15 protein-coding genes, 1 tRNA gene, 1 other RNA gene and 2 pseudogenes are annotated in these 14,109 nt (G+C 40.9%); 3 read left to right on the forward strand and 16 right to left on the reverse strand.

The annotated features are described in order from the left end of the window. Positions 1–62: 62 nt before the first annotated feature. The 16 genes and pseudogenes from ahbD to HZC45_01775 all read right to left on the reverse strand — a co-directional run bounded on the left by ahbD (position 63) and on the right by HZC45_01775 (position 12,677). On the reverse strand, positions 63–1,136 hold the full coding sequence (gene ahbD, locus HZC45_01700) for a heme b synthase (protein MBI5681880.1): 1,074 nt from the start codon (positions 1,134–1,136) through the stop codon (positions 63–65). Between the two features lie 87 nt (positions 1,137–1,223). Continuing rightward, on the reverse strand, positions 1,224–1,646 hold the full coding sequence (locus HZC45_01705; protein ID MBI5681881.1) for a putative toxin-antitoxin system toxin component, PIN family: 423 nt from the start codon (positions 1,644–1,646) through the stop codon (positions 1,224–1,226). Continuing rightward, positions 1,625–1,852 (reverse strand): hypothetical protein, encoded by a 228-nt coding sequence (locus HZC45_01710; GenBank protein MBI5681882.1) that lies wholly within the window; start codon positions 1,850–1,852, stop codon positions 1,625–1,627. Before HZC45_01710 ends, HZC45_01705 begins: the two co-directional genes overlap by 22 nt. A gap of 284 nt (positions 1,853–2,136) precedes the next feature. Next, entirely contained in the window at positions 2,137–2,703 is a 567-nt protein-coding gene (locus HZC45_01715) for a DUF1566 domain-containing protein (GenBank protein MBI5681883.1), read from the reverse strand. Between the two features lie 3 nt (positions 2,704–2,706). After that, positions 2,707–3,681, reverse strand: coding sequence for a porphobilinogen synthase (hemB, locus tag HZC45_01720; protein MBI5681884.1), 975 nt, complete (start codon positions 3,679–3,681; stop codon positions 2,707–2,709). Position 3,682: 1 nt separating this feature from the next. After that, on the reverse strand, positions 3,683–4,012 hold the full coding sequence (locus HZC45_01725) for a DMT family protein (GenBank protein MBI5681885.1): 330 nt from the start codon (positions 4,010–4,012) through the stop codon (positions 3,683–3,685). A 10-nt stretch (positions 4,013–4,022) separates the two neighbouring features. Further along, positions 4,023–5,268, reverse strand: a pseudogene (locus HZC45_01730) (radical SAM protein). Then, a complete protein-coding gene (locus HZC45_01735) occupies positions 5,268–5,705 on the reverse strand; it encodes a DUF86 domain-containing protein (GenBank protein ID MBI5681886.1) in 438 nt (145 codons plus the stop codon). Before HZC45_01735 ends, HZC45_01730 begins: the two are co-directional and overlap by 1 nt. Next, positions 5,698–6,033: a nucleotidyltransferase domain-containing protein gene (locus HZC45_01740; protein MBI5681887.1), complete on the reverse strand. Its 336-nt coding sequence runs from the start codon at positions 6,031–6,033 to the stop codon at positions 5,698–5,700. The genes HZC45_01735 and HZC45_01740 overlap by 8 nt, the downstream gene beginning before the upstream one ends. A gap of 117 nt (positions 6,034–6,150) precedes the next feature. Beyond that, positions 6,151–6,633 carry a hypothetical protein gene (locus HZC45_01745; protein ID MBI5681888.1) on the reverse strand — a complete coding sequence of 161 codons (483 nt, stop codon included), beginning with the start codon at positions 6,631–6,633 and terminating at the stop codon, positions 6,151–6,153. Beyond that, the gene (gene cobA, locus HZC45_01750; GenBank protein ID MBI5681889.1) at positions 6,575–8,338 is read right to left on the reverse strand and encodes a uroporphyrinogen-III C-methyltransferase; all 1,764 of its coding nucleotides are present in this window, start codon (positions 8,336–8,338) and stop codon (positions 6,575–6,577) included. The genes HZC45_01745 and cobA overlap by 59 nt, the downstream gene beginning before the upstream one ends. Before the next feature lie 446 nt (positions 8,339–8,784). Beyond that, positions 8,785–10,668 carry a selenocysteine-specific translation elongation factor gene (gene selB, locus HZC45_01755; GenBank protein ID MBI5681890.1) on the reverse strand — a complete coding sequence of 628 codons (1,884 nt, stop codon included), beginning with the start codon at positions 10,666–10,668 and terminating at the stop codon, positions 8,785–8,787. 61 nt (positions 10,669–10,729) lie between these two features. Next, positions 10,730–11,231: RNase P RNA component class A (gene rnpB / locus HZC45_01760), an RNA gene on the reverse strand. Between the two features lie 22 nt (positions 11,232–11,253). Continuing rightward, positions 11,254–11,820, reverse strand: a pseudogene (locus HZC45_01765) (ribonuclease HI family protein). Between the two features lie 20 nt (positions 11,821–11,840). Beyond that, a complete protein-coding gene (locus tag HZC45_01770; GenBank protein MBI5681891.1) occupies positions 11,841–12,578 on the reverse strand; it encodes a hypothetical protein in 738 nt (245 codons plus the stop codon). A gap of 23 nt (positions 12,579–12,601) precedes the next feature. Next, positions 12,602–12,677: transfer RNA gene (locus HZC45_01775), tRNA-Ile, on the reverse strand. 148 nt (positions 12,678–12,825) lie between these two features. Here HZC45_01775 and HZC45_01780 point away from each other — a divergent pair. The 3 genes from HZC45_01780 to HZC45_01790 all read left to right on the forward strand — a co-directional run. Continuing rightward, positions 12,826–13,275: a nucleotidyltransferase domain-containing protein gene (locus HZC45_01780; GenBank protein MBI5681892.1), complete on the forward strand. Its 450-nt coding sequence runs from the start codon at positions 12,826–12,828 to the stop codon at positions 13,273–13,275. Next, positions 13,262–13,699, forward strand: a complete 438-nt coding sequence (locus tag HZC45_01785) for a hypothetical protein (protein MBI5681893.1) — start codon at positions 13,262–13,264, stop codon at positions 13,697–13,699. Before HZC45_01780 ends, HZC45_01785 begins: the two co-directional genes overlap by 14 nt. 2 nt (positions 13,700–13,701) lie before the next feature. After that, positions 13,702–14,109, forward strand: a 408-nt coding sequence (locus HZC45_01790; GenBank protein MBI5681894.1) for an acetate--CoA ligase family protein, incomplete at its 3' end; no start/stop codon positions are given.

Consider the following 14,109-nt stretch of genomic DNA (forward strand, 5'->3'; position numbering starts at 1 on the left):
TGATAGACCATATACAAAAGATTTAAAGGTTTATTTTTTGTATTTAGTCTTGAGTCTTGAGTCTAGTGTCTAGCCTTTGGCTGATATGTACAGAACGGTTCTTCATCAAGATAATTTCCTGTAAATGCGAATGCCCTTGCCCTGCACCCGCCGCAGACCTTTCTGAACTCGCAGTATCCGCACCTGCCGAGATAATCATCCCACGCCCGCATCTCCTGAAATACCTTTGATGTGTCCCAGATTTTGCTGAACGGCTCTTTTCTTATATCCCCACATTCAACATCCAGAAATCCGCAGATTTGAACCTTTCCTGTATGCGATACAAATGCAAATGTCTGTCCGCCCATGCAGCCCTTGCTCATTGCGTCAAGACCATGTGTTTCGGGCTTTACGGTTATACCCTTCTTTCTTTCATGCTGTCTGAATATCCTGTAATAATGTGGAGCGCATGTGGGCTTAAACTGCAAAGGCACCTTATCCCTCATCTCATAAAACCATGTAAGTGTCTTTTCATAATCTTCTGGGGAAATCTCCTGGTCTTTTAATTCAGCGCCCCTGCCTGTCGGCACAAGGAGAAACGGATGATGCGCCTTAGCGCCAAGGCTTATAACAAGTTCCAATATCTTTGGAAGTTCGTGAAGATTGTGTTTTGTGATTGTTGTATTAACCTGAAATTCAAGCCCGACCTTTTTTGAATTTTCTATCGCCTTCATAACGCTTTCAAATGCGCCCTGGACACGACGGAAGTTATCATGGCTTTCAGCGGTTGCGCCGTCTATTGAATAACTCACCCTCTTTATGCCGACCTCTATCATCTTCTTTGCAGTCTCTTCTGTAACAAGAAAGCCGCAAGGCGCCATAACCATCCTTAACCCAAGTTTTGTGCCATGGCTGGCAATATCCCATATATCAGGTCTCATCATTGGTTCGCCGCCTGTAAGGATTATGATAAATGAAGGAAATGCCTTTGCCACATCATCAAGAAATGTCATGCACTCTTCTGTTGAAAGTTCATTCGGATAAGGACCAAACCTTGCCGCAGCCCTGCAGTGAACGCAGTCAAGATTGCATGAGCGGGTAACCTCCCATGCAATGAGTTTTGGAAGCCACTTTTTTTCTTTTGTCTTTTCTTCCATCCCCTGCTTAAAACCCGCAGGGGCAGGCCCCGACACTTCATGGGGATGACCTTTTGGTATTGTAGTTTGCATAATTAACCGCTTCCCCTATTGTAGAAACAGGGCTTCAGCCAGAAAATCCTCTGGAGACAATATCTCAATTCCTTGAAAGGCTTTGAGATTAAGCAGATGTTTATCACCGGAGATAATAAAATCTACATTGGCAGATAGCGCACATTCAAGCACTCTATTATCCGGCGGGTCGTCAACGATAATATTCACAGATTCATTTATGCTGACTATAGATGATACACTGAATACCGTTTCTATGATCTCTGCCTGCAATGTCTCGGAAAAATTAAGTTTTGGATAGGCAACAACCTTGCGGAGTTCAGCCAGCATTTCAAGACTTATAAAGTTTTTGATTTTGCCAGTAGTTGCGAGTTTGATAATCTCTCCCGGTTTGCCATACCAACCGAATGCCGATATTATGACATTTGTATCTATGACTACTTTTGTTTTCTTGCCCACTCGACAGCTTCCTCAACAACATCGGGAGTCAAGCCCTCTTTCCTGATAACCCTTCTCGTCTTTGCAGCAACGTCTTCGAAATCGGGTTTCTTAAACAACCGCTTCAGAAAAAGGGTATCTATCAATCTCTTTAAATCGGTTGGCGGCAACTGTTCCAAGGCATTCAACAATTGATAACTTTCAACCTCTATGACTGCTTTCTTCATAATTTAAAACCTCACCATGAATATATTTGTTTGCACAATTATAGCAAAACCTCTGAGATTTAACAAACTTTTCCCTCTTAATAAATATCACCTCATCATCCCGCAGACATATGTTTTTGTTATATTGATACCAGAGGTAGACGGTATCTACTCACTACTTCTTTATCCTCATCCATTGGAACTTCATGCGGATGACCTTTTGGTATTGCAGTTTGCATAATACCTATTCAAAATAAATGCCGATTTATTTGGCGCGTTTAAAAACACCTATGACACGAATTATCTTACTGTCCACTGCGCACAGGCCAGACATAGTGGCTGCCGGCCTCATAGTCTATGCTCATAACACCACCCCACATGCCAACGACCCACCCGCCTGCAGTGGCAGTATAGACGGCGCCGGCAGTAGATGACCAATAGCCGTAAGCCTGCACATTTTTAAAGCCTGTGCTGTTAAGCAGTTCATGAAATTTATTCTCAGCCCCTCTGTCTTTCGCATAACTCACAAGGGTTTTAAGTTCATCTTTCACGGGCAGTCTCCAATCGCTGTAGCCCCCATATTTTTCCATATTTAACTGTTCTACAAATTTAAAAGCCTCGCTCCGCGTCATGTCCTTGCCTGCTATATTGCCATCCCTTGTCCACATAAGTTTTGTCCGCTTATCCAGAATAGTTATATCAAATAATTCAATATTTTCTCCGCTATTTTGTTCCGCCTGCTTTCCGATAATGCCGTTTTTCAAATTCGCTGTCTCTGCGCATGAAATAAGCAAGGATAAAACAAACGACAGAGCAGCCATACAAGATATATACTTTTTCATAAACATTGCATTTATAAGAATTGACTTCATCGTCTATCGCCCTAGTATCTTTGCCGCCTCTTTAGCAAAATATGTAAGGAGCAAATCAGCGCCCGCCCTTTTTATAGAAATCAAACTCTCCATCATTGCCCTCTCCTCATCCATCCATCCGAGTTTGCCTGATGCCTTGAGCATTGCAAATTCGCCGCTTACATTATATGCGGCAACAGGATAGTTAAACTCATCTTTGATTCTTCTGATTATATCCAGATAAGGAAGCGCAGGTTTAACCATAATAATATCAGCGCCTTCTTCAATATCAAGAGCCGCCTCACGCAATGCCTCATTGCTGTTTGCCGGGTCCATTTGATAACTTCTTCTGTCCCCGAACTGAGGCGTTGATTCCGCTGCCTCCCTGAAAGGCCCGTAAAATGCGCTGGCATACTTTGCAGCATAACTCATAATCGGGATATGGCTGAAATTATTATCATCCAAAACATTTCTTATTGCAGCAACCCTGCCGTCCATCATGTCTGACGGCGCAACAATATCAGCACCTGCCTTTGCATGAGACAATGCCTCTTTTGCCAAGAGTTCAATGGTTGCGTCATTGTCAACATCATTATTTTTAATTATGCCGCAGTGCCCATGTGAAGTATATTCACACATACAAACATCTGTAATCACAACCAATTCAGGGGTCTTGTCCTTAATTGCCTTGATTGCCTGCTGGATAATCCCTTTTGGATTATATGCCTCGCTGCCAACCTTGTCTTTATGTTCAGGGATGCCGAATAAAATCACAGCAGGTATGCCGAGTTCTTTTACCTCTTTTACTTCTTTTGCAAGATTATCAATTGATATTTGATAATGCCCCGGCATGGACTTGATTGCAATCTTCTTGCCTTTGCCGAATGTAACAAATAGCGGAAGTATCAGGTCATTAACCGAGAGGGTCGTCTCCCTGACCATTCTCCGTATGGTTTCATTTCTTCTCAATCGTCTGGGACGGTATTTAGGAAAGTTCATATCACCACTCCTTGAATATGAAAAACACAGCGCCAATAATCATTGAGAACCCTACAAGATAATTCCACTTTAAGCCTTCTTTTAGGTAAATCACAGAGAATATACAAAATATGACTAGTGTAATAACCTCTTGAATTGTTTTTAGTTGCGCTGCAGAAAACTGATAATGTCCTATTCTGTTTGCAGGCACCTGAAAACAATATTCAACGAATGCAATCCCCCAACTGATTAAAATCACATTCAATAATGGCGATTCCTTAAACTTCAGATGCCCATACCATGCGATTGTCATAAATATGTTCGATATTGTCAGAAGTATTACCGTTTTCATTTAACAATCTTTACTTTGTCCCCATAGCCATCTTTTCGCTAACTACTCCAATCTCTTCATCTGTCAAATAACATGCAGGATCATGCATCCACGGGTCGTTGTAAACACGCAAAGCCCTTACCCTGAAACTTCCGCCGCAGAGTTTGAGCCATTTGCAATTTGCGCATCTTCCTTTTAAAATCGGAAGCCTGTTTTTAAGCCCTTTCATAATAGGGTCTTTTGTGTCCATCCAGATTTCACTGAAAGGCCTCTTTTTTATATTCCCGAATGTATAATCCTGCCAGAACTGGTCTGCATGGACATTGCCGAAGAAATCAATGTTGCCAATGCCAACGCCTGAAGAGTTTGCGCCGCCGCCGTTCCATTCCAAAAATTTATAAACATCTTCCGATTTTTCAGGACTCATCTCCTTTAATTTCATATAAAGATACGGTCCGTCAACATGGTTATCTACAGTGAGTATATCCTTTTTCAAACCCCTTTTATGAAAGTCCATTGTCCTCTCAAGGATTATATCAATGGCATGCCTGCTCTCCTCATGGGAAAGGTCGTCTTTTCTTATATCGCTACCTCTGCCTGCATAGACAAGATGATAAACATGCCCTCTGTATTCCTTCTTTTTCTATAAAGTCAAAGATATTGTGCAAGTCCTCATAATTTCTCCTTGTGAGCGTCAATCGTAGTCCAACCTTTTGGTCAACATCCATGCAGTTTCTGACGCCGCGAAGCGCTAGGTCAAATGCGCCTTCCATGCCTCTAAACTTGTCGTTCACCTCGCCAATGCCGTCAAATGATATGCCGACATAACTGAAGCCTGTATCCTTGATTCTCCTTGCAATCTTTGCGTCTATGAGCGTGCCGTTTGTTGAGAGTGTAAGCCGCAAGCCAAGACCCCTTGCATAATCTGCCAAATCAAATAAATCCTTTCTCATTATTGGTTCGCCGCCTGACAAGAGAAGCGCGGGTATGCCGAAGTCTGCAAGGTCTTTAATCATTGTCCTTGCCTCTTGTGTTGTGAGTTCGCCCGGATAATCCTCATTATGAGAGTCTGTGTAGCAGTGAACGCAGTTTAAGTTGCATCTCCTTGAAACGCTCCACACAACAACAGGTCTTCTCTCGCTTGCTGATTTTGGAACCTCATGCTCAATCTTTTCTGTTGCATGCGGCGCGCCGTGTCCAGCGCCTTTTTTATGCCCGTATCGGAGTGGGTCGCCTGTTGTATCAGCGCCGCAAAAAAGTTTTGTTATGTCAATCATTATGCCTTCTCCTTATTTTGAAGATACTGTCCTATCTTCTTTAAAAATTCCTCTGTATCTGCCAAGTCCCTTTTAATAATCTCATAAACCCTTTTATTATCAACCTCCCAGTATATATGAACAAGGAGATTTCTAAACCTTGCCATTTTTACCAGCCGTTGACTTAAATTTTCATCTATAATACCTACCTCTTTTAATATTTTAAAACAATCACCATAATCTTCCGGAGCCCGTGCGTACTCCTTTGCAACAATATGACTGCCAATATCTATGCAGCCCTGAATGGCGACTATCAGATTGTATTTGATGCTGCCAAGAACGGTCGGATTGTCAATAGTCTCTTTTTCTGAAAGAAGTGAGTAGCTTTCTAAATTTTTTAAAGCTGTCTTTATCTCCCCTGTGAGTGTTCCAATTTTATCAATATTGATTTTATACACCCAACATCTCCATCACGGTCTGTCTTGATGTCGGCTTGAAATCCAGATAGAAAATCCTTATATCCGCAACCTTATCAGCCATAAATTCTTCATCCCTGTATGTCAGAATCTTTCCAGCAGTCGCATGGTACTGAAACGCAAGCGGCGCATAGTTTATTACCTTGACATCAACAGGGCGTTTAACAATACTTTCCAATTTATAGGATAAATCAAATTCATAATCCATTGCCTTTTCTTTTGGAACCATGTTTTCATTAACATAAACGGCAATATCTATGTCGTGAAACGCGCCTGCCTCCAAGAAACTCCCGTGTAAAAAAGAAAACATCAATTCAGTTTTTTTGATGAGGCTGTTTTTCAAAATTGCAATTGTCTATTTTTTATCTATCGTTGTCATATTTACCCTTTTTTAAAATACCCCGCAATCGCCTCTGTCAACGTTGATTTAGAAATTCTCCTGCTTTTTTCTTCTCTTGGATTTCTTAAACTGCAAAAGAACCTCAACATCAGCCTCATCCTTTTTCCGTCCGATAGATTGTTTGTTTTTCAGCAGATTTTTAAAGGAAATAAACCATGCCTTTTCTCTGCCAAACCTCGCCGCTACTTTTGTGCCGTATGCCTTTGCAAACTCAACGTCGCTGATGGAAGAAAGTATATCAATTCTGTTGGGTTCATAGCCAAGTTGCACTGTATGGTCAGGCTTAAGAAAATCATCTTCCGTGAGATTCAGACTTTCAAATCCAAAGTCTCTAAGAACTTCCACGAGCCTTTTTACATTGCCCCTTTCCCTCTGGATAAAAAAATCTATATCGCCGGTATTTCTCGGCTGCGAATAAAATGTTACTGCATACGCACCCACGATAAGATACTTAACCTTGCGTTTGTTTAACAATCTTATAAATTCTTCGAAGTCCTTTTCTACTCTCACAATATAATGAACCTTTGTTAAAAAAACGGATATACTGCTCTCTCATAATCTGCAGTGCCGTCAGTTTTTCTTCAGGGGACTTTTTAGACCAAAACAAGACATCATTTTCTTCTACCTGCTGTTTCGTTATAATTCTGATAACATTTTTCATGGTGTGAACTCGCTTGCTTTTTAAATACTCCACAATTGCCTCTGCCAACGCAGGGATTGTGTATTTCTTCGGCATTATTGCCGTGTCTATTCCATACTCTAAAGCAGTATCCCTTGTTATAGGACCAATGCTTGCAACCTTCACATTTTTCAAAAATTCCCTTGCCTCGCCCTTTTTAAACATATTCAAAAAGTTTGTTACAGTTGAAGAGGATGTGAATGTGACAAGGGCAATCTTGCCATCCTTGAACAACCCTTTTATTTCTTCTGTCTTCCCCTTTGGCTTCACTGTCCTGTAAGATGGGACAACATCAACCTTTGCGCCTCTTTTACTTAACTCCTCTGGCAGAATTTCCCTTGCAACCTCTGCCCTTGGGATAAGTATATTTTTGCCTTTTACCTTTCCAAGCCCTTTTATTATGCCCTCTGCCCTGTATTCCTTTGGCATAAAGTCAACCCTCAAACCAAACGCCTCAATCTCCTGTTTTGTCTTTGGCCCTATGGCGCAAATCTTTATGCCTTTTAATTCCCTTATGTCCTTGCCCAGTTTTTTTAGACGCTCTACAAAATATTTTACACCATTTACGCTTGTAAATACAGCCCAATCATACTTTGACAGTTTCTTTATTGCCCTGTCAATTTGAGACCAATCTTTCGGCGGGACAATTTCTATAGTTGGAAACTCCAGGACATCTGCGCCATATTCTTTCAGCAAATCCGAGAAATCGCTTGCCTGCTCCCTTGCCCTTGTAACAACGATTTTTTTGCCGAATAAAGGCTTCTTATCAAACCATCTTAATTTATCCCTAAGTCCAACAACCCCGCCAACAACTGTGATTGCAGGCGCCTTGAGATTTGCCTGCCTTGCCTTTTCTGCAATATCTGCAATAGTGCCGATAAGGGTCTCCTGCTTTTCTGTTGTTCCCCATCTGATTAAGGCAGCGGGGGTATCAGGGCTTCTGCCGTTCTCCATAAGTTTTTTCATATTTGGCTCAAGATTTCCTATGCCCATATAAAAAACAAGGGTTCCGATGCCTGTTGAAATCTTGTCCCAATATATGCTTGACTCATCCCCCCGACAGAGACATTCGGGGGCATGCTTTGTCGGGTCTTCGTGGCCTGTTATAAATGCAACGGTTGTCGTAAAGTCCCTGTGCGTAAGAGGTATGCCTGCATATGCGGCAGCAGCGACGCCTGCAGTAACACCGGGGATAACCTCAAAGGGGATGCCTGCCTCAACAATCTCCTCTGCCTCTTCGCCGCCCCTGCCAAATATAAACGGGTCTCCGCCTTTAAGCCTTGCAATGCTTTTCCCTTTTTTTGCCTTCTCAATAATCAGTTTATTGATTTCTCCCTGCGGCAAAGTATGTTTGCCGCCCATCTTGCCGACATAGATAATCTCTGCATTCTTTTTCGCATACTCAAGAAACCTTTTGTTTGCGAGATAATCATACACCACCACATCAGCGGTCTTTATAACTTCAACTGCCTTAACCGTTATAAGTCCTTCATCACCTGGCCCTGCACCTATTAAATATACTTTGCCTTGTTTCATTGCTTTTATTTTATCCTTTTCAGATTAAATTTACAATTTATAAACAGTTAAATGTTTTTAATTTAATTTGCTTATCTATAACCTAAATCAGAGTTTGTTTGCAAGAAAAGTCTTTTTAAGGTTGGATATTGAAAATCTTTGGAGGGTTTTACGGCAATGGTAGGGATAGTTGACAACTCATTACTGAAATATTATACAGAGCGTCATAACTTTGCATACCTGCGTTGCCTGCCTGTGCGTTGCACGCAGACAGGTCGTTGCGGCGTATGCTTAAAATACGCCTCACTCCTCGCTTTCGTCGCGTCTTGGTCTGCTTTGTCCTGACGCTTAAGTATGCGGATTTATTTATGACGCTGTGTATAACAAGGGAAAAATACTTTTTCTTGCTTCGGGATAGTTTTTTCTCTTGATGGGTGCATTTTAATGGGTGTCCCCTTTTCATTTACTCACTCTCTCTTCCTCAATATCCTGAAGTCCCATGTCCGCAGTGTAAACCTCTCCTTATCAAAATACTCCAAAATCTCTATTGCTATTTTTCTTCCGCAACCAAGTATATCGCGAAACTCTGCTGCCTTGATTTTATTATTTTTCTCAATAAATTTTATAAGTTTTTCTCTTGCCATATCAAGCGTATCCTTTGAAAGATACACATCCTGCGCAATCTTAACAATCATACCCTTTTTTACAAGAATATCAAAGGTCTTTTGAAAATCCCCTCCCTTGTATTTTTGCCTTAACTCATCCATCTTTGGCGGATTAAATCCATTTGTTTTAAAAACATTCAATATGTCTTCTTCAAATGGATTTTTGCCTTGTTCAAACTTATGTTTATGCCCTTTCAAGAATATAAAACCTTTATCCCTTTCAATACTGCTGTCTAAAATCATTTCATCTAATATTTCTTTAAATATTGCTGGTAAAATCTTATAGCCTGACTCTCTTAAAAGGCTGGTCTCTTCAATGCTGATTTCATCCGGTTTTGTTTTATGGAATTCCCCAAGAAACTTGAGCAGTCTTTGTTTTAAATCTTTAACCCTGTCCGCAAGGACAAGATAATTACCAAACTGCCTTACCCCTGATTTGATAATAAGAGAGGACAAAGCCTCGTTAGTCAAATTTATCTGCATCCGCATAAAATGCCTGTCCATGCCAAAGTCTTTGCCATTCAAGAGCATGGTCATTATACCTGATAGATTATCGCCATTAAGAATCTCAAATGCTTTAGTATTTGCACTGAACGGCAGAAGCACCCTGCCGCCGCCTATTGTCTTGGGGACAGATTTCAAATCTGTCCCCAGTCTTCTTAAAATAAATCTATCGTTTCTCATCATAACCATCGGGGTTTTTAGTTTTATCTTTCCAAATATCTTATCTCCTGCTTGCCCTTCTCCTTTCGCCTCTCCTAATACCACCCTTGCCAGAGTTTCAGAGGTCAAGTGGTGCAGTTTTAAGACAGTATAATTTTTTACAGGCTTTTCCATTGAATTTAAAAACTCAAATTCCACATCTGCCTCTAATGTAGTTTTTGTCAAATCAGCGGACACAAGAAAATCACCCCTTTTGATTTCATTATGTGAAATGCCTGAAAGGTTCACTGCTGCCCGCTGTCCTGCTGTTATCTCTTCAAGGTTCCGATTGTGACTCTGCAAACCTCGTATTTTTACTTTTATTCCTTGGGGTAGCAGCAGGACTTCATCACCTTTTGTTATCCTGCCAGATGCGGCTGTGCCTGTAACAACAGCGCCAAAACCTTTAACTGCAAATGAGCGGTCTATCGGAAGCCTGAAAAAACCGCCCAAATGTCTGGGAACAATCTCCTTTGCAGTATTGTAAATCTCTTTTTTCACCTCGTCTAATCCCTCACCTGTAACAAAAGAAAATGGGATAATATGAAAATAATTAAATGAAGTTTTATTTACCAAAAATGTTAAATCTTCTTTAACTTTTTCAATCCTACTTTTATCAACCAAATCAACTTTTGTAATTACAAAGAGCCCCTTTTGAACCCGAAGCAAGCGCATGATTTCAAGATGCTCCTTTGTCTGCGGCATTATCCCATCATCAGCAGCAACAACGAACAGCACAAGGTCAAAACCGCCTGCGCCTGCAAGCATATTTTTTATAAATCTCTCATGCCCCGGCACATCAACAATCCCACACCTTCTGCCGTCAGGCAGGTCAAAATAAGCAAAGCCTAAATCAATGGAAATCCCCCGCTCCTTTTCCTCTTTAAGCCTGTCAGTGTCTATATCTGTGATCGCCTTTATGAGAGAGGTCTTGCCGTGGTCAATATGCCCTGCAGTACCGATAATGAAAGGTAGTTTAGTCATAGTTAAATGTATAAGTGATTACAGAAGGAAGGTAGTCAGATATGATAAAACAAATTTAAAAAGCCAAAGCCAGACCATAAGCCGGATCCTGTATCCTGTCCTTTCACATACCTTAAGTAGTTGAAAGGGCAGGGTGATGGTCATTCATCTAGTCCTTATGTTGCCATAAGGGTCGAGCGGCCAACCCGTTTCGTCTTCTGTTTCCAGAAAAGAGCAGGCAACTCTTATAACGAAACCTATTAGGCCTTGCTCCGGGAGGGGGTTGCCTAGCCTCCAGTGTCGCCACCAGAGCTGGTGGGCTCTTACCCCACCGTTTCACCCTTACCCACCGAGACTTCGTCTCGGAGTCATAAGTCATTAGTCATCAGTTACAAGTAAAAAAAGTACTCATTACTTTTGACTTTTGACAGATAACTCGCACCGTGAGGTGCGGGGCGGTTTGCTTTCTGTTGCCCTGTTCCCTGGGGTTACCCCGGTCGCTGTTAGCGACCTCCCTGCCCTGCGGAGTCCGGACTTTCCTCTCGGGAGGGTTTAATCTCCCCAGCGACCATCTGGTCTGCTTTGGCAGCCGTTTAACTTTTTTTTATCAATTGCCTGATTTGCTAATTCGTCTGCCTCTTTGTTCTTCTCTCTTCTAATATGTATGATACCATATGATTTAAAACCTTTCAATATATCAACAGCCTTATGATACAGCGGCTTTAAACCTTCACTTTTTATCTTATATTCCCCTTTTATCTGTTTCACTAAAAGTTCTGAATCAGCATATACACTAACCTCTTCTGCCCCTAATTCTTTTGCCGTTTCTATGGCAAGAATGAGCGACTGATATTCAGCAGAGTTGTTTGTTGCAATCCCTATAAATCTACTTATTTTTTTAATGATATTTCCACTGCCGTCTTTTATAACAGCGCCGATGCCGGATTCCCCTGGATTCCCTCTGGATGCACCGTCAATATTGATTGTCAAATGCAATGGATTATATGGCAATCTGGATTTATTTTTATCCTTACAGATAAAGTGTTCAGATGCCTCAATGAGTATATCTCTTATTGCACCTCTGGAAAGTTGGGGATTCTTTTTGATGGTTTCCGCAAAATCAAGTGTTTCGGAAAGGTCTTTTAATATTTTATACTTGAGGTTGTTGTCCATTCAAGCAGGGTTTGTAATTTTCAGACGGAATGCTTTTTTTCTTCTGTTTCAAAGTTTTCAAAATATAGGATGCGATGACAATGTGGACAGAATATCAATTCATTTGAACCTTTTCTGATCTGTATGTATAATTGCGGCGGAATGCTCATATAACAGCCATGACATGTTCCGTGCTTTACCTTTACAACAGCCATACCATTTCGTTTTTCCCTGATTGAGTCGTATTTCCTGATAAGTGAGGATGGCAGTTGTTTTGCAATAACATCTCTTTCTTCCTTCATCCTGATTAGTGCCTCATCCCATTTCTCTTCTTTCTCTAAAAATTCATTTTCCAACCCTTTAATACTGGCAAGACACTGCTCTATACCCTCCTCCTTTCCCGTCACTAAACCTCTTTTTTCATCCCGTTTTCCTCTTAATTTTATGATTTCATTTTCTTTATTTATCTTATCTCTTTTTGCTGCATTTATTTCTTTAGTTATTGCAGTAAGTTCCTTTTCGTTTTTTACTATATTCATCCTATTTTCATTCTTTTTTATCCTTTCAACTGATATGGTTATTTCGTCCTCAATGGTTCGCATAGCGCTTTCCATGTCATTCAGTTCTGTCTGAAGCGCGTCCAATTCCTGCCTTTTAACACCTATTTCCTTCTCTATCTTTTCTATCTCAAGGGGGTAATATTGTTTTCCTTCCTCTGTAGAATCTATCTCAAGGTCTATCATTTGAATCTTTTCTAATAAGTCTATTTTCCCCTGCAAATTATCTCCTTCTACTTAATAGTTGGTGGGCCCACCTGGGCTCGAACCAGGGACCGACCGGTTATGAGCCGGTGGCTCTTCCAACTGAGCTATGGGCCCTCTGACATCAAATCAATAACTCAGAGTTTGTTACTATAAAAAATTTATTAGTATAATGTCAAGTAAAACTCAAAAAAAGTGCAATATTCAAATTGACTTTTATATCTCCAGATGGTAATAAAAAATCGTTCCATCTAATGAAGCGGTCATGAATAGAAAACATGAAATAATATCAACCCTGAAATCTTACTTCCAGAATAAAGCAGATACCTATGACTTGGATATTGCATTTCTCTATGGCTCATGGGCAGTTGGGCACCCAAAAGAGGAATCAGATATTGATGTGGCGGTTTTGTTCAGTCATGAGATGAATGAGGACAAAATATTTAATGCACTCAACACCATATCTCTTGATTTGACCTTAATTCTAAAACATGAAACAAATGCGATTTATATTGACAGAGAGTTATCCAAGCCTATGCTTCATTACAATGCCGTTGTTCGCAGCACCCCTGTTTTTATAAAGGATTTTACGAGATATGTTGATATTAAACTAAAGGCGATTTCTCAGATGGAGGACTTCACCATTTTTGGATTAAAATGGCAAAGAGAGATTGTAAACAGGCGATTGGAGGCTCTTCATCATGCCGGAGTTTAGATACTCAAAAGGCAGGATATTAGAATCCCTTGCCTTTATTACAAAAGAGATGGGTGAGTTTGAGTCTGACTACGAACTCAAGACATGGCAGGAGTATTCAACAGACACAAAACTGCAGAAACTTATTGACAGAACCATAGAGAACATATTGACCGCTGTCGTAGAAGTCAGCGGGGTGATATTAACAGAGAAAGATATAGAGGCGGATAGTTATCCCGATGTTATGCGAAAGACAGGAGGCTGTTTTGGTTTTAATGAGGGAGAAAAAGAGATACTGGCAAAATTTGCTGTTCAGAGAAATAGACTTGCACACAGATACCTTAATTTCAGATGGCAGGTTGTAAAGTTTTATGTGGAAAATAGAGATATTTTAAAAAGGTTGGCAGGTTCAATTTATAAATATGAGAAGGATAAGGAGGGTTAACCTTGAACATCCACGAATATCAGGCTAAAGAGATTCTTGCAAAATATGGTGTAGCAGTGCCAAAGGGCAGTGTTGCATGGACACCTGATGAGGCTGAGGAGGCTGCAAAGTGTATCTTAAAAAATAACAAGGTGTGCGTTGTTAAGGCGCAGATACATGCTGGGGGTCGGGGAAAGGCGGGTGGGGTAAAACTTGCAAAGAGCCATCAAGAGGCAAAACAATTTGCAGAGGCACTCCTAGGCAAAAAACTTGTAACGCACCAGACAGGGGCAGAAGGCAAAGAAATAAAAAAGGTTTTGATAGAGGAAGGCTGCCAGATAGCAAGGGAACTTTATCTTGGGATGGTTGTTGACAGGGCTAAACAAAGGGTTGTTGTAATGGCATCTCAGGAGGGCGGTGTTGAGATAGAA

The organism is Deltaproteobacteria bacterium (genome assembly GCA_016223005.1).
In the GTDB taxonomy this organism is placed as follows: Bacteria; Desulfobacterota; GWC2-55-46; order UBA9637; family GWC2-42-11; genus JACRPW01.